Annotated in this window: 15 protein-coding genes and 1 other RNA gene; 7 read left to right on the top strand and 9 right to left on the bottom strand. The window is 67.3% G+C overall.

The window, feature by feature from the left end; all coding sequences use genetic code 11:
- The first annotated feature begins 37 nt into the window (after nucleotides 1-37).
- From IRZ30_RS05170 to IRZ30_RS05185, 4 genes are all read left to right on the top strand, one after another.
- Nucleotides 38-1,738: a hypothetical protein gene (locus IRZ30_RS05170; RefSeq protein ID WP_294083648.1), complete on the top strand. Its 1,701-nt coding sequence runs from the start codon at nucleotides 38-40 to the stop codon at nucleotides 1,736-1,738.
- A complete protein-coding gene (locus tag IRZ30_RS05175) occupies nucleotides 1,695-2,660 on the top strand; it encodes a HEAT repeat domain-containing protein (protein WP_294083650.1) in 966 nt (321 codons plus the stop codon). Before IRZ30_RS05170 ends, IRZ30_RS05175 begins: the two co-directional genes overlap by 44 nt.
- Nucleotides 2,661-2,914: 254 nt before the next feature.
- Nucleotides 2,915-4,459 (top strand): UDP-N-acetylmuramoyl-L-alanyl-D-glutamate--2,6-diaminopimelate ligase, encoded by a 1,545-nt coding sequence (locus IRZ30_RS05180; RefSeq protein ID WP_294083652.1) that lies wholly within the window; start codon nucleotides 2,915-2,917, stop codon nucleotides 4,457-4,459.
- Complete coding sequence (locus tag IRZ30_RS05185) at nucleotides 4,456-5,454, top strand: DPP IV N-terminal domain-containing protein (RefSeq protein WP_294083655.1); 999 nt, start codon at nucleotides 4,456-4,458, stop codon at nucleotides 5,452-5,454. The genes IRZ30_RS05180 and IRZ30_RS05185 overlap by 4 nt, the downstream gene beginning before the upstream one ends.
- A gap of 131 nt (nucleotides 5,455-5,585) precedes the next feature.
- Here IRZ30_RS05185 and IRZ30_RS05190 read toward each other — a convergent pair whose 3' ends face one another.
- The 7 genes from IRZ30_RS05190 to IRZ30_RS05220 all read right to left on the bottom strand — a co-directional run bounded on the left by IRZ30_RS05190 (nucleotide 5,586) and on the right by IRZ30_RS05220 (nucleotide 15,151).
- Complete coding sequence (locus tag IRZ30_RS05190; protein WP_294083657.1) at nucleotides 5,586-7,088, bottom strand: amidase; 1,503 nt, start codon at nucleotides 7,086-7,088, stop codon at nucleotides 5,586-5,588.
- A 452-nt stretch (nucleotides 7,089-7,540) separates the two neighbouring features.
- Entirely contained in the window at nucleotides 7,541-9,370 is a 1,830-nt protein-coding gene (aspS, locus tag IRZ30_RS05195) for an aspartate--tRNA ligase (protein WP_294083659.1), read from the bottom strand.
- Between the two features lie 72 nt (nucleotides 9,371-9,442).
- A complete protein-coding gene (locus tag IRZ30_RS05200) occupies nucleotides 9,443-10,843 on the bottom strand; it encodes a MazG family protein (RefSeq protein ID WP_294083661.1) in 1,401 nt (466 codons plus the stop codon).
- Nucleotides 10,844-10,850: 7 nt separating this feature from the next.
- Nucleotides 10,851-12,683 carry a translation elongation factor 4 gene (lepA, locus tag IRZ30_RS05205; protein WP_294083663.1) on the bottom strand — a complete coding sequence of 611 codons (1,833 nt, stop codon included), beginning with the start codon at nucleotides 12,681-12,683 and terminating at the stop codon, nucleotides 10,851-10,853.
- Nucleotides 12,684-12,764: 81 nt separating this feature from the next.
- A complete protein-coding gene (gene murJ / locus IRZ30_RS05210) occupies nucleotides 12,765-14,312 on the bottom strand; it encodes a murein biosynthesis integral membrane protein MurJ (RefSeq protein ID WP_294083665.1) in 1,548 nt (515 codons plus the stop codon).
- A 101-nt stretch (nucleotides 14,313-14,413) separates the two neighbouring features.
- Nucleotides 14,414-14,701, bottom strand: coding sequence for a hypothetical protein (locus tag IRZ30_RS05215; protein WP_294083667.1), 288 nt, complete (start codon nucleotides 14,699-14,701; stop codon nucleotides 14,414-14,416).
- A 93-nt stretch (nucleotides 14,702-14,794) separates the two neighbouring features.
- Nucleotides 14,795-15,151: a cupin domain-containing protein gene (locus tag IRZ30_RS05220; RefSeq protein ID WP_294083668.1), complete on the bottom strand. Its 357-nt coding sequence runs from the start codon at nucleotides 15,149-15,151 to the stop codon at nucleotides 14,795-14,797.
- A gap of 177 nt (nucleotides 15,152-15,328) precedes the next feature.
- Here IRZ30_RS05220 and rpsT point away from each other — a divergent pair, with 177 nt between their 5' ends.
- Nucleotides 15,329-15,604, top strand: a complete 276-nt coding sequence (gene rpsT, locus IRZ30_RS05225) for a 30S ribosomal protein S20 (RefSeq protein WP_012871697.1) — start codon at nucleotides 15,329-15,331, stop codon at nucleotides 15,602-15,604.
- Between the two features lie 114 nt (nucleotides 15,605-15,718).
- On the opposite strand, the gene holA is transcribed toward rpsT, so the two are convergent.
- Both holA and ssrS read right to left on the bottom strand, forming a co-directional pair.
- Nucleotides 15,719-16,720: a DNA polymerase III subunit delta gene (gene holA, locus IRZ30_RS05230; RefSeq protein WP_294083669.1), complete on the bottom strand. Its 1,002-nt coding sequence runs from the start codon at nucleotides 16,718-16,720 to the stop codon at nucleotides 15,719-15,721.
- 40 nt (nucleotides 16,721-16,760) lie between these two features.
- A non-coding RNA gene (gene ssrS / locus IRZ30_RS05235) (6S RNA) lies at nucleotides 16,761-16,917 on the bottom strand.
- Between the two features lie 432 nt (nucleotides 16,918-17,349).
- Here ssrS and IRZ30_RS05240 point away from each other — a divergent pair.
- The gene (locus IRZ30_RS05240) at nucleotides 17,350-18,324 is read left to right on the top strand and encodes a D-glycerate dehydrogenase (RefSeq protein ID WP_294083670.1); all 975 of its coding nucleotides are present in this window, start codon (nucleotides 17,350-17,352) and stop codon (nucleotides 18,322-18,324) included.
- Nucleotides 18,317-19,567, top strand: coding sequence for a beta-ketoacyl-ACP synthase II (gene fabF / locus IRZ30_RS05245; RefSeq protein WP_294083673.1), 1,251 nt, complete (start codon nucleotides 18,317-18,319; stop codon nucleotides 19,565-19,567). The genes IRZ30_RS05240 and fabF overlap by 8 nt, the downstream gene beginning before the upstream one ends.
- Nucleotides 19,568-20,019: the final 452 nt, after the last annotated feature.

Genomic DNA, 20,019 nt, shown 5'->3' on the forward strand with positions numbered 1-20,019 from the left:
CCGCCCATGTGTTCGACGCGAGGAGAGTGGATCCGGGATGCAGACGGCAGAGGCAGCTTCCAAGCCGCAATTCGTAGGCACTGAAGACGAGCAGCGGTTGGCTGAGGAGATCTTCCAGGCGCTGTCCACCATGGGCAGACTGTTCCCGCGCTCGGCGCCGATCCGCAGCCCGCTCTCCGCGCTCGCTGAGTTCTACGCGGCGCGACACGGTGAGCGCTCCGCGGAGGAGTGGAGCGCTGAGATCGACCGTGTCCTGTCGATGAACCCGGACGTGTTCCAGCGCGTGGAGGCGGACGGGCGAGTGGTCTTTGCGACGACGCGGGAAGGCCGCGCGCCGGTGCCGGAGGAAGAGACCGTCTCTGAGCACACGCTGGCCCAGCGATTCCAGGAGCCGGTTCCGCTACCCGAGCAGCCGGCGGTCTTCGAGCCGCGGCGGCGCCCGGATCTCGTGGGGGACACCGTCGTCGTGGAGCCCGCGGATGTGGTGGTCCCCGAGATCACGGAGGAATTGGCCGAGCCAGTTCCGAGCGAGCCGGTCGAGGTTGAGGCAGAGGCGGAAGTCGAGCCGGTGCCGGCGATGGAAGCCGCCGCGCCTGTCAGCGACGAGGAATTGGCCGCTCTGGACGATGCTGGGCTGGCGGAGATCATTCGTCGGGACCTGCGTCAGGATCTCTCGGTCGCCAACTTCGGCGACCTGTGGATGATGGAGGACAAGGTCTCCCGCCTGAGCCGAGGCGAGTTGCGGCGCATCCGTGACTATCTCCTGGAGCGCGGCGAGCCTCTGACCGACGACATCCTGCTTCAGGACGTGCTGGGCCTGAATCCATCGGCGTCCGATTACGAGCTGATGCGGTTTGCGGTGAACTTCCGGCTCTCACGGGAGCATCGCGAGTTCGAATTCGTCGGGACTCCGGGGCAGCGCCTGTGGAGCACGAGCGGCCTTCCCACGATTGGTACCACGAAGCGGAAGGCGAGCGAGATCGGCTCCGACTACCGCTTCTTGCTCGACTACGTGACGGAGCCGGTCGAGGCGGCCGAGCCGGTGGTGGAGCACGTGCTCACGTTCTACGAGTATCACTACGGGGTGCTCCCCTACGACGCTGCGTTCGCCGCACTGTTCCCGCCCCCGGTGCTGCCCGACCAGCGGGCGGCGGTGCTTGTCTTCGAGTCGCCGCAGACGTATGAGACGTTCTTCGTTGAGCTGCGCTACCCGACGGGGAACCGGGGTGGCTACCTGGCGGGATTCGATCAGTTCTTCAGCGCCAACCTTGTGCCGGGTGCCCTGATCACTATTGAGCGCGGTGACAATGACGGCACGTACCTGATCGAGTACCTGCCGGTGTCCGGCCAGGATCGCAAGCTGCTCCAACTCGACGAGAAGAAGGGCCGCTACGTTTTCCGGCCGACGACGTACTACTGCGCGACCCAGGAGAACATGCTTCTGACCGAGAACCGGTTCCCGCGTCTGGCGAATCAGGCCCCGCTGGAGGAACGGGTCCGGCGGCGGCCGGAGGAGACGCTGGCGGCGATCTTCGAGCGCATCGGTGAGGCCGAGGGGAGTGGCGACTCCGTTCGCTACATGGCGATGCTCGACGATCTGGTCGCCGCGGCCAACGTGGAGCGCCCGATGCCGGCCGAGCTGATCCGGGACATCGTGCAGTCGCCGAGCAATCCGCAGTTCAGCGTGGATCCAGATGTCGAAGATGTTTTCTACTATCAGCCGGTTCCCGCAGAATGATCCGAACGCCGCGCGGGTGATCGAGCGGCTCCGAGCGATCGGTGGCGGTCAGCGCTCGGCCAGCGCGGTCGCCGAACTGACGGACATCAGCCGGGCCGCGGCGGCGCAGGTGCGCGCCGAGTGGCCGCAGCTCCCGCTGGAGGCCCGGCGCTATCTCGTCCGGCAGATGGTCGACCTTGCCGAGGAGAACGTCGAACTTAACTTCAGCCGCATCCTGCGCGTCGCGCTGGCTGACGACGACGCCGAGGTGCGCGCCGTGGCCGTCACGGGCCTCTGGGAGGACGAGAGCAACGACTGCCTGGACGAGTTGCTGGGGATGCTCGACCATGAGCGCGAACCAGCGGTGCTGGAGGCCATCGCGACCGGTCTCGGGCAGTTCGCTTACCGCGCGAGCATCGGCGACCTCGACGACGAGCGCACGGCCCAGGTCCGAAGCACGCTGATGGACCTGCTCCACGGGGACGCGCCGGCGTGGGTGCGCCGGCGTGCGCTTGAGTCGCTCGCGTGGTTCGCTGACGACGCCGAGGTCACGGCCGAGATCGCGGCGGCGTATGAGTCGGAGGATCGGGAGCTGCGGGTGAGCGCGCTGTTCGGCATGGGGCGGAACCTGGACGCGTCCTGGTTGCCGCAGATCCTCGCCGAGCTGGAGAGTGACGACCCGGAGTTCCGCTATGAAGCCGCCAAGGCCGCGGGCGAGCTGGGGGATCCACAGGCGCTCGACTCGCTGCTGAACCTCCTGGGCGACGAGGACCGCGAGGTGCAGACGGCTGCGATCGGCGCGCTGGGGCAGATCGGTGGTCGCGTCGCGGTGAACGTCCTGCGCCGGCTGCGCGGGGACAAGGATCCTGTGGTTCGCGAAGCCGCCGAGGACGCGCTCGTCCAGGCCCTCTACGAGTCCGATCCGCTGCGGCCCGGGGTATGAGGCCCTGTCTGCTGGCCACTCCCGTGGCCGCTACGGTGGCCGCGGGTCGCGGCTTCGTTCCATCCCGCACCGGGGTGGCTGTGCGTCCCGCGGGTTGTGACGAATCCGGCTCCCGACGCGTTGAATACTATCGAGGCGTCCTCACGATGACCGGTGAGGACGTGTCATCTTGCGCGCAAATCGTGCGTGTAGCAGCGAGGCGGCGTCCGGCTGCCGACGGTGCGGCCGGTGGGCCGGCTTGAACCGGGGGATACGTGAGACAGAGCCGCTTCAGCGACCTGATTCAGGCACTTCCCGTGACCAGTTCTGGAGGAGACCTCGGGACGGTGGTCACGGATGTCTGCTATGACTCACGGTTGGCCCGCCCGGGCAGCCTCTTCGTGGCGCTGCGCGGCGGTTACACCGATGGGCACCGGTACCTGGCGGACGCTCGCGCCCGCGGTGCGGTCGCCGCACTGGTCGAATCGTGGGAGCCTGATCTCACGGACTACCCTGCCTACGCCGCGGTGCCCAACACACGCGCGGCGCTGCCGCTGGTAGCGGCGACGTTTTTCGACCGCCCGTCCGAAGCGCTCGGGGTTATCGGCATCACCGGCACCGACGGCAAGACGACCACCTCTTACCTGGTGGATGCCATGCTGCGATCGGCCGGCTACCGGACCGGTCTGATCGGCACGATCGCAGTGCGGGTCGGGGACGACATCGTCGATCACGACGCGAGACAGACAACGCCCGAGTCGCTCGACGTGCAGCGCCTGCTGGCGCAAATGCGCGAGGCGCGTGTCGATTGGGCCGTGCTGGAGGCAACATCCCACGGCCTTGCGCTCCACCGGCTCGACGAATGTGCCTTCGACGTAGGCGTCGTCACCAACATCACGCACGAGCACCTGGAGTTCCACGGCACTATCGAGGAGTACCGGCGGGCCAAGGCGCGTCTTCTGGAACGCGTCGCCAGCCGTGGTTCGCGTCCCTACCCTGGCGGGGTGGTGCTGAACCGGGACGACGAGGGAGCCCGCGCGATAGCGGGCGCGGCCGGGACGGCGCCGGTGCTCTGGTTTAGCAGCACGGGCGCCCCTGCCGATCTCCGAGCGGACGACGTCCGAGTCGCGGCGGACGGCACGTCGTTCCGACTGACAACGCCCAGCGGGTCGGTGCCGGTTCGGCTCAATCTGATCGGTGCATACAACGTTGACAACGCCCTGGCCGCGGCCGGTGTCGGGCACCTGCTGGGACTGAGCCTTGACGCGATCGCCCGCGGGCTGGAGTCGCTCCCGGGCGTGCCCGGACGCATGCACCGCGTCGATCTGGGGCAACCCTACGCCGTGATCGTGGACTACGCACATACTCCCGACTCGCTGGAGAAGTCGCTGCGGCTGCTGCGGTCGCTCGTGCCCGGTCGCGTCATCGCGGTCTTCGGCAGTGCGGGCGAGCGAGACCGAGCCAAGCGTCCGCTGCAAGGGGCGGTCAGCGCCCGCCTCGCCGACTTCTCGGTGTTCACGTCGGAAGACCCGCGGTTTGAAGATCCCGATGCGATCATCGCCGAGATCGCGGCCGGGGCACGCGACGCCGGCGCGGTCGAAGGCCGGGACTACGTGTGCATTGAGGATCGGCGGGCGGCGATCCGGGCGGCGCTCGATTGGGCCCGGCCCGGGGATGGTGTCCTCTTGGCTGGGAAGGGCCACGAGCGGTGTATCATCTATGGCGCCGAACGGCGCCCATGGGATGAAGCGCAGGAGGCGGAACTGGCACTCCGCGAGCGCGGCTATGGATGCACCGCCGCGGGAAGCGACGAGCGATGATCTTGCAACGATGGCGTAGGCTGGTGCGGGCCGGACTGGTCCTGATGATGCTGCTGGGACTCGCCGGCATCGCCTGCGGCGCGCCCGACCCGTTGCTGGAGAACGAGAGCGCGCTGGGCGCCGCGCCGACCGGCCGAATCCTGTTTGCCCAGAACGGCGATATCTACATGTGGAACGGGTCGACGACGCAGCTCACGCACGTCGGCGACGCGTCCTACCCACGGTGGTCGGCTGACGGCAATCGCTTCGTGTTCGTCCGCACCGGCGACGCCTTTTCTGACCTCTACATGGCCAACGCCGACGGGAGCGGTATGGAACAGTTAACCTTCTACCAGCCGCTCCTCCAACCGGGCACCGAGGCGTACATCCAGGAGGCCATGTGGGCGCTCGATCCGGTGTGGTCGCCAGCCGGGGATGCGATCGCGTTTGTCAGCGACCGCAACACGCTAAAGAACTTCCTCTGGTTGATGCCATCGCCGGGTGAGAACTCCTACCAGGTTCAGTCCTCCACCTACAACGGTGAGAATGTGGAGCATCCCGATTTCTCGCCGGACGGGCAGCGGATCGTGTTCGCGCAGCGCACGACCGGAAATAGTGATCTGGAGCGCTGGACCCAGCTCTGGATCGTGGATCTCAACACGGAACGGCTCACACCGCTGGTGGAGTCCACCGAAGGCGCTTACGACCCCGCGTGGTCGCCGGACGGTCGGTGGATCGCCTACACCGGCCGGACAGGGGCTGAAAACGACATCTGGGTCGTGCCCGCCGAGGGCGGCACGCCGATACGGCTCACGAATCTCCACAACGTTCGTGCGCCGACCTGGTCCCCTGACGGATCCTGGATCGCCTTCCTCCAGGTTGACGGTGACTCCTTCAAGGCCGTCGCAGCCCCGTTCTCCGTAGGTGATGACGGCATGCCGAAACTCGGTGAGCCCCAGGAGCTGTTCAAGGGACGCGGAATCGACGCCTCCTCGGGGCTCTCCTGGAGGCAGTAGTTCCCGCTCGCCCGTTCGTGAGACGGCGGCTCGACGCTGCCAGGTCGACGACACCGAGTCCGCTGCTCGCCGCAGTGACGGAACTGCGTCTACGCTGCCGTTACGCTGGGACCAAACCCCGACATCGATACTCAGGCTAGTGGCCGGCTAGCCGGAATCTCGTAGGTCTGCCGCCAAGGTCGCAGACGCTCGAAAACCGCGCTGGCAGTGAGAACATCCGCGTCGGCATACCGCCGACCGATGATCTGCATGCCCACCGGAAGCTTCCCGTGTGCCATCCCCGCAGGGATCGATGCCGCTGGGTGCCCCGTGAAGTTGATGAAGTACGTCATGCACCAGCCGATCAACGGATCGACGGGCACGCCGTTGATCTCGGATGGTCCGACCGTGTTGCCGTCGTTCGCGTTTTCGACCGGCAGGCAGGCGAGAGTCGGCGTGATCAGGAGGTCGTACTGGTTGAGAACCCCCTGGATGGCGTCGTAGATCTCCGTGCGCATCTGCTGGTCGCGCTGGATATCGAGCGCCGTCATCCGATAGCCCTCGTCGATCCAGCGCAGGTACTCGGGTGGGAGGTCGTCTCTGTGATCGCCCAAGAGGTCGATCCCGCTCGCTTTCAAGCCCTCGATACCCGCGACGTTGAGCGGGATGATCAGGCGGCACCAGAGGTCGCTCAGCTCGCGCTGGTCGCGCGTGATGCCGACGCGTACCTCTTCGACCTCAGCACCAGCCTCAGTGAAGGCGAGGACTGCTTCGTCCACGACCCGCCGAACCTCGGGATCCACCGGGTAAACGTCGAAGTCGGGACTGTAGGCGATTTTCCACCCCTTTACCGAGCGACGGAGTGCGGACATGAAGTCCACCTGCTCGTCCAAGCTGAAGGGATCCCGCGGGTCGTACCCGGCCAGCGCGGTCAGGGCGAGTGCCGCATCTTCGACGGTACGCGTCAGCGGGCCCTCGAACAGGAACGGATCAATACCGCTGAACGCATTTGGGCGGTTTACGTATGGAACACGGCCGAACGATGGCTTGTAACCGTACACGCCACACCAGGAAGCGGGGATCCGGATCGATCCGCCGCCGTCCGTGCCCTCGGCCAGCGGTAAGAGCCCGTCGGCGACGGCGGCTGCGCTGCCGCCTGATGAGCCACCACTGTTGCGCGACAGGTCGAAGGGGTTCCGCGTTGGACCAAATAGGTAGTTATCGCAGGTGCCCCGGAACCCCATGATTGGGCTGTTGGTCTTCCCGAGAATGATCGCTCCGGCGCGCTTAATTCGCTCAGCGAAGACGCAATGCGCATCGACCACGAAGTCCTTGAGCGCGCGAATCCCGCCGAACGTGCTCTTCCAACCAGGATGGTAGTCGAACAGATCCTTGATCGCCGTCGGCACGCCGTGGAGCGGGCCGAGTTCCGCCCCGGACATTACAGCTCGTTCGGCCTCCCGGGCGCGCTCCCGGGCCTCGTCGAAGGCGACGTACACGAACGCGTTCAGACTGGGGTTCCGTTCCTCGATGCGCTGGATGAAGGCGTCGACAACCTCCACAGGCGACAGTTCGCGGCGCCGGATTCGTGCCGCGAGGTCGGCTGCTGTCATGTAGGCTAACCCGTCGCGGTCGGGTTCGACTGCAGACGCCATCGTGTCCCGCCCTCCATCGTTCGTCTCGGATGTGTTGATGATCACATGATATGGAGGAGCGGGATCGTGTGTCAATTTGATTAACGAACAGACATGTCCTCCTCCCTTAGGATTTCGTAGTCATCTGGAATATCGTTCGAAGCAAGTATTCTGCTTGCAAGACGACGCTCGGAGGAACCTGACTCTTGATCCGTGACGTGTGAGACTCTTTCGAGACGAGTCGCCCGGGGCAACTGCGATGCTGTGCGCCTCCTCGGCGGGAGCGGCGGCCACCGAACTCTGCGCGCCTCGCTACTCGCTGGAGGTCCGAGGGCCGTCGCGTGGTGCTTGGAGGTTAGGGGCGTTTCCCAAAGCCGAGATGGACCTCCCTGCCGGTGAGGAGGATGGAAGTACTCTCTCGGTTGCGAGTGGACGGCACGCAGCGCCGGAGATTAGAGGCCGAAGCCGGGCGGCTAGGCGCCGGCCGGCTTCGGCAGGACGACGTTGATGTGGAGTTCCTTGAGCTGTTCTTCGTTGATCGGTGATGGCGCGCCCATCATGAGGTCCTGCGCGCTCTGGTTCTTCGGGAAGGCGATGACCTCGCGGATGTTCTCCTCGCCCGCCAGGATCATGACGGTGCGGTCGATGCCGGGGGCGATGCCGCCGTGCGGCGGGGCGCCGTACTCGAAGGCGCGCAGGAGGTGACCGAACCGCCGCTCGATCTCCTCCTCGTCGTAGCCCATCAACTCGAAGATCTTGTTCTGGATGTCGCGCCGGTGAATCCGGATGCTCCCGCTGCCCAGTTCCCAGCCGTCGAGGACGATGTCGTACGCCTTGGCCCGAGCGCGGCCGGGGTCGGTCTCCAGGATCTCCAGATCCTCATCCATGGGCGAGGTGAACGGATGGTGTGCGGCCTCCCAGCGGCCGTTCTCCTCATCCCACTCGAAGAAGGGCATCTCGACGATCCAGCAGAAGGCGTGCACGTCGGTGTTAACAAGCCCGAGCTGGTGCCCCAGAGCGACGCGCAGGCGGCCGAGCACGTTGGCGGCCACCGGTGCCTGGTCGGCGACGAGCAGCATCAGGTCGCCGGGCCCGGCGCCGAGACGTTCGGCCATGCCCCTGATCTCGTCCTCGGACAGGAACTTCGCGATCGGCGAGCGTGGCGTGAGGGAGCGGTCGTCGCTCGCTTGCAGGCCGATCCAGACCAGGCCCTTGGCTCCGAAACTCTGCGCCTGCTCGGTCAACTGGTCGATCTGGCCGCGGCTCATCCCGGCCTGACCAGGGACGGCGATGCCGCGGATGACGCCGCCCGAGCGAGCGGTGTTGGAGAAGACGCCGAACTCACTGTCCGCCACGAGGTCGGTCACGTCGGCGATCTCCATACCGAAGCGGAGATCCGGCTTGTCGGAGCCGTAGCGGAGCATTGCCTCCGCGTAGGTGAGCCGCGGGAACGGCTTCTGTAGGATCGGCTTGGACGCCAGCTCCTCGAACATGGCGGTGAACAGGCCCTCGGTGAGGGTCAGCACGTCCTCCACGTCGACGAAGGACATCTCCAGGTCTAGCTGGGTGAACTCCGGTTGACGATCGGCGCGCTGGTCCTCGTCGCGGAAGCAGCGCGCGATCTGGTAGTAGCGGTCCATCCCCGCGACCATGAGGAGCTGCTTGAGCTGCTGCGGCGACTGCGGCAGCGCGTAGAAGTGCCCGGGGTAGATTCGGCTGGGCACGACGTAGTCGCGCGCGCCCTCGGGCGTGCTCTTGACCAGCACCGGTGTCTCGATCTCGATGAAGTCGCGCGCGTCGAGGTAATCGCGGATGAACTTGACCGCACGATGCCGCAGCATCAAGTTGCGTTGCATCCTGGGCTTGCGCAGGTCGAGGTAGCGGAACTCGAGCCGCAGCGTCTCATCGACCTCGACGTCCTCGTTGATGTAGAACGGCGGCGTCTTGGCGGGGTTGAGCACCTCGATCGTGTTGGCCACGACCTCGATGGCCCCAGTTGCCATGTTGGGGTTCTCGGTGCCGGCGGGTCGTGCCGCGACGGTCCCGGTGATGGAGAGGACGTACTCGTTGCGAACCGTCTCGGCCGTCTGGTGGGCCTCACGCGAATGCTCCGGGTTGGCCACGACCTGGGTGATGCCGTAGCGGTCGCGCAGATCGAGGAAGATCAGGCCGCCGTGGTCGCGGCGCCGGTTCACCCAACCCTTGAGGGTGACGGTGCGGCCGACGTCGCCGGCACGCAGTTCGCCGCAGGTCGTGTAGCGGCGCTGCCCGGCGCGCTGCTGGATGTCACCCGAGTCGGTCATGCGGAGCACTCTCCCTTCAAGCACTGCGTGGCCCGTCGCGGCCGTGTCCGGCGCGCAGTCGGTACGGACGTATCAGTATAGATCATCGGGGGTGGCACTCGGTCGCTCGCGGATGGCCGCCTCGATCTCGAGCGTCCGATCGCGTAGCGCCTGCTCGGCGTCGAGCCCCGCCTCGGCTGCCAGAACCGCTGCGGCCAGGAGTGCATCGCCGAGCGTCGCGGCCGATACCGGTTCCTCTCCATCCGCAAGTGCTCGCCAGCGGCTCTTGAGCGCGGCGGGATCGAGCGGGAAGAGTCCGGCCCGCATGGCGCGGCGGAGGACGGTCTGGGCACGCATGAGGGCCGGGAGTGCGGCAGGAATCCGGCCCAGCGGGTGCGCCTCCTCGTCGTCTCCCCGCTCCGCTCGCTCGGCCCGCTTAATCTCGTCCCAGCGCTTCAGGACGTCGCTCGCGTCGGCGGCGTGAGCCGTCCCGAAGACATGTGGGTGGCGGCGCACCAGCTTTGCTGACAGTTCGCCGATGACGTCCTCCAGCGTGAATTCCCCGGCCTCCTCGGCGATCTGCGCGTGCAGGTAGACCTGGAGCAGCAGGTCGCCGAGTTCCTCCCGCAGGGCGGCCGCGTCGTCCCGCTCGATCGCCTCCAGGACCTCGTACGCCTCCTCGATCCCGGCACGCATCAACGATCGATGGGTCTGCTCGCGATCCCAGGGGCAGCCACCCGGGGCGCGGAGCCGCGCCACGATCCGCTGCAGGCCGTCAGCATGCCGGGCGCTCTCCAGGGGTGAGACGGGCGCAATGTAGACGGCGAGCGCGCCGTCGACGGCGTCCGCGAGGTTCGCCAACGCCGTCTCCGCTGGCTTGAGCCCTCCCATGGGTACGTGGCTGAGAACCAGCGGGGTCGTTGAAGCCGGGTAGAAGCGCGCCAGCGTCTCGCGTGCGGCCGCTAACACGCGCGCGGGAGCCGGGTTCGTCAAGAGTAGCGGCCGTAGCGGCAACAGCGCCGCTTCCCCGCCGCTGAACGGCGCGCCCTCGGCTGCCAGGGCCAGGTCGAGCGTATCCAGCACCTGCACGCCCGATGTGAGGGCGGACGGTGACAGTGCAGCGGTCGCAGCGTCGAGGATGCTGCTGCCGGGAACGGTGGTGACCGGGACGGAGGCTTCCTCGGCGCGCTTGAGCAGCGCACGGACCGTGGCGTCGCCTACGAGCGGGTTCCCAGGGACGGCGTACACCACCGGGTTCGTCCGCGCGGCGTCGAGCAGGGTGTCGGCCCAGCGCTCGACGATGGTCGCGAGCGGCGCGCCGGTGTCCGCCAGATCTTCGAAGGCGGGCCGGCTGGCGAGCGACGCCTGCTGCGCGACCACCGAATGATGGCGGGTGCGGAGGAAGACCTGCCCGCTCGTGAGCGCGTCCCGCGCGGCATCGCTCAGCGCCGAGAGGTCGCCGGGACCGAGGCCGACCAGCGTCATGCCTGGCATGTGCGCGCTACTCCCGCCCCGGCGAACGGCCGTTGGCGTCGCCGCCCAGGCTCAGCACGGCCAGGAAGGCTTCCTGCGGGATCTCGACGCTCCCGACCATCTTCATCCGCGCCTTGCCCTCCTTCTGCTTCTCCAGCAGCTTGCGCTTGCGGGTCACGTCACCGCCGTAGCACTTGGCCAGGACGTTCTTCCGCATGGCGCGGATCGTCTCGCGCGCGATCACCCTGCTGCCGATCGATGCCTGGATCGGGACATCGAACAACTGGCGCGGGATGAGCTTGCGTAGCGATTCCACCAGCTCCCGGCCGCGGTGGTACGCCGAGTCGCGGTGGGTGATCAGCGACAGTGCGTCCACCGGCTGCCCATTGACGAGGATGTCGAGCTTGACGAGGTCCGAGGCCCGCATGTCCGCGAGCTGGTAGTCGAGGCTGGCGTACCCCTGCGTGCGCGACTTGAGCTGATCGTAGAAATCGACGATCAGTTCCGCCAGCGGCATCTCGAAGGAGAGCTGGACGCGGTCCTCATCGAGGTAGGTCATGTCGACAAACTGGCCGCGGCGATTGGTGACCAGCTCCATGATCGCGCCGATGTAGCGCGACGGCGACATAATCGTCAGTTTGGCCCACGGCTCGCGGATCTCTTCGATCTCCCCCGGAGACGGCATGTCGGACGGGTTGTCCACGTGGACGACGGTGCCGTCGCGCTTCAGCACTTCGTACTCGACGCTCGGCGCGGTCGCCAATAGATCGAGCTTATATTCGCGCTCCAGGCGCTCCTGGATGATCTCCATGTGGAGCAGACCTAGGAAGCCGCAGCGGAAGCCGAAGCCCAGGGCGTCGGACGACTCCGGTTCGTAGACCAGCGACGCGTCGTTGAGCTTGAGGCGCGCCAGCGCATCGCGCAGCGCGGGGTAGTCCTCGCCATCCACGGGGTAAAGCCCGGCGAAGACCATCGGCTTCACCGGCCGGTAACCCGGAAGTGGCTCCGGGGCGGGACGCTCGGCGTCGGTGACGGTGTCGCCTACCTGGCAGTCGGTGACGACCTTGAGGCCGGTCGCGATGTAGCCGACCTCCCCGGCGCCCAGTTCCGTCACCCGGGTCATCGTCGGGCGGAAGACGCCGATCTCGAGCGCGTCCGTCTCCTTGCCGGTCGCCATCAGGCGCAGCGGCTGTTCCTCCCGCAGGATACCGTCGACCACCTTCACGTAGGCGATGACGCCCTTGTAGGGGTCGTAGTGCGAGTCGAAGATGAGCGCACGGAGCGGCGCGGAGCGGTCTCCGCTCGGCGGCGGGATCTTGGTCACGATGGCTTCGAGGATCTCCTCGACGCCGATGCCGGACTTGGCGGAGGCGAAGATGATCTCGTCCTCGAGCAGCCCGATGACTTGCTGCAGGTCGTGGGCGACCTTCTCCGGCTGGGCGTTGGGCAGGTCGATCTTGTTGACGACCGCCACGATGGCGAGACCCGCGTCGATCGCCAGGTGAACGTTGGCCATCGTCTGCGCCTCGATTCCCTGCGCGGCGTCGACGACGAGCAACGCACCTTCACACGCGGCGAGGCTGCGGCTCACCTCGTACGAGAAGTCGACGTGCCCCGGCGTGTCGATGAGGTTAAGGGCGTAGGTCTGCCCGTCCTTCGCCTGATAGTCCATGCGAACGGATCGGGCCTTGATCGTGATGCCCTTCTCCCGCTCCAGATCCATGGAGTCGAGGATCTGCTCGACCATCTCCCGCTCGGTCACCGCGTGGGTGAACTCCAGGAGACGGTCAGCCAGCGTCGACTTCCCGTGGTCGATGTGGGCGATGATGCTGAAATTTCGAATACGTTCTTGTTCGATCATACAGCCTGCGCCGCGACCTCCACCCCTGCGGATGCTCGAACGACAAGTATAACCGAGCGACCGCGCCGTCCGCAGTGGCCATCAGGCGCGGCGGAGGCGAGAGCGGACGCGGTCGAGGGTCTCGAACAACTCGGGTGCACGCAGGTAGTAGGCGGCGACGAGGTACGTGATGCCGGTGGCGCCGAGGGTGATGACGAACATCACCATACCCGCGAGTGAACGGCCGTCCGAGGGATCGGTGACCTGGGCGAGCGGTCCTGCGAAGCGTAGCGCGACGACGGCCATGATCGCCGTAGCTGCTGCCGCCTTGATGGTTGACTCGAGAAGGCCGCGGCCGAGCCCGCCGATGCGGCGGTAAAGCACCGTCAGCAGAATGGCCATCTCCACGACCGTGGTGAGCGCGATCGAGAGGGCAAGTCCTCCGTGCCCGAGGCGCGGTGCAAGGTAAGCGCTGAGGGCGATGTTGGCGATGACCGTAACGATGGCGACCGTTACGGGCGTGCGGGTGTCGTGCATGGCGTAGAAGGCTCGTGTGACCGCCTCGACGACCGCGAATGCCACCAGACCCACCGAGAAGTAGGCGAGGGCCTGGGCGACGAGCCGGGTGGACTCGTCGGAAAAGGAGCCGAACTGGAAGAGCACCTGGACGATGCTGGTGCGGAATGCGAAGAGCCCGACCGACGCCGGGAAGGTGAGGAAGATGAGCGGGCCGAGCGCGCCGCGCAAGGTGACTTTGAGATCGTCGAGCTGGTTCAGCTCGTACTGGCGGGCCATCATCGGGAAGATCACGGTCGAGAGGCTGAGCGCCAGCACGCCGTGCGGCAGCATGAAGACCTGATAGGCGTAGTTGATCGCCGAGACCTTGCTCTCGCCCAGGCGAGAGGCGAAGTTCGTCATCACGATGAAGTTGATCTGGAAGGCCGCCTGGCCTACCAGTCGCGGGGCCATCAACCGGGCGACTTCACCCAATCCCTGCACATGGCGCGACAACGTGGGGGAAAAGCGCATGCCGCGCCGGATCAACCCGGCGAATTGAATCCCGGCGTGTCCGGCTGCCCCGACGATGACGCCGACGGCCAATCCGTAGACGCCCATCGTGGGCGCGAGGAGCAGGGCGCCGGCGATGATACCGAGGTTGTAGAGGATCGGCGCCACCGCGGGGAGCGTGAAGGCGTCCTGAGCCTGGAGCATCCCCTGGGCCGCGGCACCGAGTCCCAGCAGCAAGGGCGACAGCAGCAGGAGCCGGGTGATGTTGACTGCCAGGTCTTGCTGCGGGGGTGCCAACCCGGGTGCGACGATGTCCCGCATGAGCGGGCCGGCGAAGATGAACACGAGCTGCCCCACGACGAGCAGCGTGAGCACGGTGTAGGTGAGCACCGCACTGGCGAGGCGCCAGGCGCGGTCCTGCTCCCCCCGGCTGAGGAAACCGGCAAAGACCGGGATGAAGGCCGAGCCGAACGCGCCGCTCATCACGACGAGGAAGAGGAGGTCCGGGATACGGAAGGCGGCGACGTAGGCGTCGTAGTCCCCGCTGGTGCCGAATTGCCGGGCGATCAGGATCTCGCGGAGCAGACCGAGGATGCGGCTGACGACGAAGGCGGCGGCAACGATCGTCGCATTGGCCGCCACCGAGCGGGACGGGCGAGCTTCTTGTAGCGTGATCCGGCGTGGTCGCCGGGAAGGGGTGGGGACCGGCCGCGCTCCGGACGCGCGCCTTGGTGGGGCTGGCATCAGCGTCGCCCCGACCCCTCAGGGAACGGGGGCAGCAGCAGGTCGAGGCGCTCGATCACGTGGTCCAGTGCATCGAGTCGCCCTCGCGCGAAGGATCGAGCTTCGTAGGCCTGAAAAAGCTCGTGCATCGTTTCCTCGGTACGTGGCGGGTCCATCGCGGCCGCCCCGATCCGCCGCTCGACCTCTTCGACACGCAGCCTCTCGCGCTCACGTGTCCGCTGCAACTCGTCGTGGAGCGCGCGCAATCGCGTGAGCAGCAGGCCCAGGTCGGGTATCGGGTTGGACATCACCGCTCCCACGATGACACCGTGGCTCGACCCGGTGTCCAGCCACCAACCAGGATCATTCTACCCCGCGCCGCTGGAGGTGCGGCGAGGGCATCACTCCGGCGGCTCACCCCACACCGGAGGGCCACCGCGGGTGATGCTGATGTGGGTCATCGACGCACCCGGTGCAGCGCCGTGCCAGTGTCGCTCGCCGGGTCCGGTGTAGATCACGTCACCGGGCCCGACTTCGATCTCCTCGTCCTCCGTCCCGACACGCCCCCGACCGTCGAGAATGTAGAGGATCTGCTCTCCGGGGTGTTCGTGCCAGTGGGTGCGCGATCCGTCGCTGAAGTGGACCACGGAGAGGGAGATGCCCTCCGCGCCCCCGGAGAGGTAGCGCTCCAGGGTCGTCTCGCCGGTGAAGGTGGTGCCGCGCTCAGCCGGCGCAGATCCCTTGCGAATCACCCGCATCGCGTTCCCCGCTCTCGGTGGCGGCGAGGCGAACCTCGCCAGTCGGATCGGTGTGCGTCCATCGTAGCAGAGGACGGGCGCGGTGTTGCCTGGAATCGCGGATCCTGTTAGACTTTGGTGGTTCGGCGGTGGCGCCGCCGATTGCGTGTGCGATCGAAATCCGGAGGGATGTGAGACTTGCCCAACACGAAGTCTGCGGCGAAGCGCGTCCGCGTTGCCGAGCGACGACGTATGCGGAACCGGATCTTCCGGTCGTCGGCCCGCACCTACATTCGCAAGGCCGAGCGGCTGATTGCCGCGGGTGATGCCGATGCGGCGGCGACGGCCGTGGGCGACGCGATCAGCACGCTCGACCGGGCTGCCATCAAGGGCATCATCCACAAGAACAACGCGGCGCGGCGCAAGGCGCGGCTGATGAAGAAGTTCAACGCGCTGATCCGCGGCGAGGAATAGCACCCTCACGGATCGCGGCGCAAGAGCGTGTGTGCGATACGGGCTGCATCCGCGGCCCGTTTTGTCGTGCCCTGAAATTACCCCTAGCTGGCTACGCGCGGTCGCTTCCGAGCCCTAGCGGTCCGCCGCCAGGCGCGCGACAGTGCCGACCAGCAGATCCGCTGCCTCGGCCTGCCCCTGCTTGGTCGCCACGTCGATCTCGCGCAGCGCGGCAAGGCCGCGCGCGATCCGCTCGTGCGGGAAGCGACTCGCGGTGCGGCCCGCCTGCCGGAGCCGCCCCTCGCTGATCCCCGTCTCGGCTGCGAGCGCTGCGGCGCTCTGCGCAGGACCCGAGGCGAGGACCGCGAACACCTCAAGCTGGGACGCAAGCTGACCGAGAAGCATCTCGGAGGGCGTCCCGGTCGCGAGCGCGCGTTCCACCTCGCGCACCGCACCCGCTACGTCGCCGGCCACGATGGCGTCGGTGAGCCCCCAGATGTTCGTCGCTTCGGCATCGGGTACGAGCGCGCCGACGAGATCTCGCGTGATCTCCTGACCCGGCCCCGCCCCGGTTGCCAGCTTCGCCACTTCCGCGTCCAGGCGGTAAAGGTCGGGGGCGACGTCATCTCGCTTCGCCACGGCACGCCAGGACGTGGGGAAGAGGGCTTCGAGGAGCTGCGCAGCCGTTTCGGCTTCGATCGTTGCGTCGTAGCGCCGGGCGCGGGTACGAACCCATTCCACCAGGTCACGACCGCGCGGCACGTCGTGCCGCTCGATGGTCAGGCCAGGCACCCTGGCGCGCAGCTCGCGCTCGTCGGCCGGCTTGATCTCCGACTCGGTGACGATCAGGACGGTGCTGTCCGGAACCGCGGCCAGCAGGTCGAGCGCCTCGGCTCGGTCGGAGCCGCCGCGGCGGCCACGCCCGCCGCCCCCGCCGGCGATTAGATCCCGCGCGATGACGAGACGGGTAGCACCGAAAAATCCGGGGGACAGGCATGCGCTGCGCAACTCGCCGAGTTGCTCGGCCGCCCGCTCCACGACGGTGGTCGTGATGCCGGACGGGTCGTGCTCTGCACGCAACTGCTGGACCCGCTCGTCGATCGCGAGCCGATCGGTGCCGTGGAGGATTAGGATCACCAGGCAGTCCCCCAGGACAAACGGCATGAAAAAGGTGGGGCAAAACCCCACCTCCGCCGCGTGTAACTCGGTTTTGAACCTGCAAAGGCAGGTGGGTGCCGCAACCCCGAGCCCCACGAGGCCCGCTTAGCAGCTCCCGTCGGTTATTTCACGTTGGCTCAAAACGTTGTCGTACACGCCGTGCGGGGTGGGGCTTGACCCTACTGGATACTACCACGCTAGGGGCTTCGCTTCAAGTCTGCGCAATTGCGAGCCCCGGTTCCGCATCCTCCTGTCAAGTGCCGCGGTGCAACGATGCCGGGATCCGGCCCTCTAGGCCTCAACCCGTTCCCGCTGTCGAGGACGCGGATGTAGGAATTCCTTGCCCTGATCCGGACCGCAGCACGGTGATGGGGAGAAGCAGGAATTGGGGTCGCACCTGAGCGCCGGAGGCGTACGTGGGTCACCTGTGGTCGTATCGAGGGACGAGCTTCGCACTGCATCGCGAACCATGCGAATCGGTCAGCGCTTGCCCAGCGGCGAGTCGGAGGCTACGTCGGCACCCACCGTGCCCGTTTTCCTGCGGGCATGTTGCCGCCTATGAGACTGCCCGTTAGAATCCGCACGATGTTCGGTGGAGGGAGGACGGCGTGCGGATCGCGGTGAGCCGGGTCATCCCGGAAGCTGGACTTGACCTGCTCCGACAAGCGGGCGATGTGGCGGTTTGGGAGGGTGAGCTCCCGCCGAGTCGGGAAGAACTGGTGCGGCTGGCCGAGGGCGCCGATGGCCTGCTGACCTTGCTCACTGAGCGGGTTGACGGGGATTTGCTCGACCGGCTGCCGTCGGTCAGAGTCGTCAGCAACATGGCGGTCGGGTTCGACAACATCGACGTCGCCGCGTGCACGGCGCGTGGCGTCGCGGTGTGCACGACGCCCGACGTGCTCACCGAGACGACGGCTGACCTGGCGTTCGGTCTTCTCCTGGCGGTGGCGCGGCGGATCCCCGAGGGCCACAACGCGGTGCTCGCGGGGGCTTGGCGCACCTGGGAGCCCATGGGCTACCTGGGACCGGATGTCCACGGCGCGACGCTGGGCATCATCGGGCTCGGACGCATCGGTCAGGCCGTCGCCCGGCGGGCGCGTGGCTTCGACATGCGTATCCTCTACCACGCCCCACGGCGCCGCCCCGAGGTTGAGGAAGAGCTCGGGGCCGAGTGGCGGGAGCTGGACGCCCTGCTGGCCGAGAGCGACTTCGTGAGTCTGCACGTCCCGCTGACGGAGCAGACCCGCGGGATGATCGGCCGCGAACAGCTCCAGCGCATGCGACGGGGTGCCGTGCTCATCAACACGGCCCGTGGACCCGTGGTACAGACTGACGCCTTGCTCGAGGCGCTGGAGCAAGGCTGGATCTGGGCTGCAGGTCTCGATGTGACCGACCCCGAGCCCCTGCCAGCCGAACATCCGCTGCTACGTCACCCGCGCGTCGTGGTGACGCCGCACATCGCGAGCGCGAGCTTCACCACCCGAAATCGGATGGCGGAACTGGCGGCGCGGAACCTGCTCGCTGTCCTGCGCGGCGAGACGCCGCCACGCTGCCTGAATCCGGAGGTACTCAATCGTGACTGAGCGTGACGCGCGCCGAGTCGTCGTCACCGGCATGGGCATTTTGAGCCCGGTCGGTAACACCCTGGAGGCGGCGTGGGAGGCGCTGCTCGCCGGCCGCTCGGGCACTGGCCCGATCACCCGCTTCGACGCCGAAGGCTTCGCCAGCACGATCGCTGGCGAGGTACGAAATTTCGACCCGCGCGATCGGCTGGAGCCAAAGGAGGCGCGGCGGACCGACCGGTTCATCCAGCTCGCCGTGGCGGCGACCCAGGACGCGCTCGCGCACGCGGAGCTGGAGATCACGCCGGAGAACGCCCGGCGGGTCGGCGTGCTCCTGGGCAGCGCCCTGGGCGGCATCGAAACCGCCGAGCGGGAACTGCGCACGCTGGCCGAGCGCGGTCCGGGACGCGTCAGTCCCTTCTTCATCCCGATGTTCCTGGCCGATATGGGATCCGGCTACGTCTCGATTGTGACCGGCGCGAAGGGACCGAACTTCGCCTCGCTGTCGGCCTGTGCCAGCGCAGCGCATGCGTTGGGGGAAGCCGCCGAGATCATCCGGCGTGGGGACGCCGACGTGATGCTGGCTGGAGGAGCCGAGGCGCCGGTCACGCCAGGTTCCGTGGCGGGATTCTGCGCCTTGGGTGCGCTTTCGACCCGGAACGACGAGCCCGAGAGCGCCAGCCGTCCGTTCGACAGCACGCGAGACGGCTTCGTGATCGCAGAGGGCGCGGCGACGCTGGTGCTCGAGTCGCTCGACCACGCACTGCGCCGGGGAGCTCCCATTCTGGCCGAACTGACCGGATACGGCGCGACGGGCGATGCCTGCCACATCGTGCAGCCCGACCCGGAGGGTGCCGGGGCGGCTGAGGCGATGGAGATTGCCATCGCACGGGCTGGGCTCGCGCCGAGCGACATCGGCTACGTGAACGCGCATGGCACCTCGACGCCGCTCAATGACCGCCTGGAGACGGTCGCGCTGAAGCGGGTGTTTGGGGAGGAGCAGGTACCGCCGGTGAGCTCCACCAAAGCGCTGACGGGTCATCTCCTCGGCGCCGCGGGCGCGGTCGAGGCGGTCTTCACGGTGCTGGCGCTGACGCGCGGGGTGCTCCCGCCGACCTGGCACCTTCAGCAGCCCGACCCCGAGTGCGACCTGGATTACATCTGTGACGGTCCACGGCGCTGCGAGGTCCGCCACGCGCTGTCGAACTCCCTCGGTTTCGGTGGACATAACGTCAGTCTGGTTTTCTCGCGATACGAAGGGTAGCCTCTCCGGCGCATCCCAAAGATTTCACGCGGGAACGGCCGCGTTGGGGAGAGATCCTTCGCGTCCGCTGTCCGCGTGCGATGGAGATTGTGGGATAGCGGCCGTCAGTCTTCCACCCAGCTCAACCGGCTCGGGCGGGTGCCGACGGTCGGCGAGGTGGGTGGCGTAGGATATCCGCGTCGTGGCATGTGCTCGGGGTGGGTGGCGGAACGGTTCCGGCGCCGTGGCCCACGCCCGGGGCTGAAGCCGCCGGGCTGACAACGAAAGCCGGCTGAAGCCGGCTGAGGTACCGCCGAGCACAGCCCCAGATGATGCGGTGTCCGCCGGTCGGTGCGTGCCCGGGGCTAAAGCCGCCGGGCTGACACATTGGGTAAGCCCACTGAAGGGGCTGCGATGGCTACCGACAGGTGTAATCCGATTCGGCCACCCACCGGACACCGCATTCCCAGCCC

Origin of the sequence: Sphaerobacter sp. (assembly GCF_019683595.1) — a bacterium.
Classification (GTDB): Bacteria; Chloroflexota; Chloroflexia; order Thermomicrobiales; family Thermomicrobiaceae; genus Sphaerobacter.

What these genes read in the sequence shown, in the direction of transcription:
- IRZ30_RS05170 (WP_294083648.1), top strand. Translation starts at nt 38, where the DNA reads ATGCAGACGGCAGAGGCAGCTTCCAAGCCGCAATTCGTAGGCACTGAA.
- IRZ30_RS05175 (WP_294083650.1), top strand. Translation starts at nt 1,695, where the DNA reads ATGTCGAAGATGTTTTCTACTATCAGCCGGTTCCCGCAGAATGATCCG.
- IRZ30_RS05185 (WP_294083655.1), top strand. Translation starts at nt 4,456, where the DNA reads ATGATCTTGCAACGATGGCGTAGGCTGGTGCGGGCCGGACTGGTCCTG.
- IRZ30_RS05190 (WP_294083657.1), bottom strand. Translation starts at nt 7,088, where the DNA reads ATGGCGTCTGCAGTCGAACCCGACCGCGACGGGTTAGCCTACATGACA.
- aspS (WP_294083659.1), bottom strand. Translation starts at nt 9,370, where the DNA reads ATGACCGACTCGGGTGACATCCAGCAGCGCGCCGGGCAGCGCCGCTAC.
- IRZ30_RS05200 (WP_294083661.1), bottom strand. Translation starts at nt 10,843, where the DNA reads ATGCCAGGCATGACGCTGGTCGGCCTCGGTCCCGGCGACCTCTCGGCG.
- lepA (WP_294083663.1), bottom strand. Translation starts at nt 12,683, where the DNA reads ATGATCGAACAAGAACGTATTCGAAATTTCAGCATCATCGCCCACATC.
- IRZ30_RS05215 (WP_294083667.1), bottom strand. Translation starts at nt 14,701, where the DNA reads ATGTCCAACCCGATACCCGACCTGGGCCTGCTGCTCACGCGATTGCGC.
- IRZ30_RS05220 (WP_294083668.1), bottom strand. Translation starts at nt 15,151, where the DNA reads ATGCGGGTGATTCGCAAGGGATCTGCGCCGGCTGAGCGCGGCACCACC.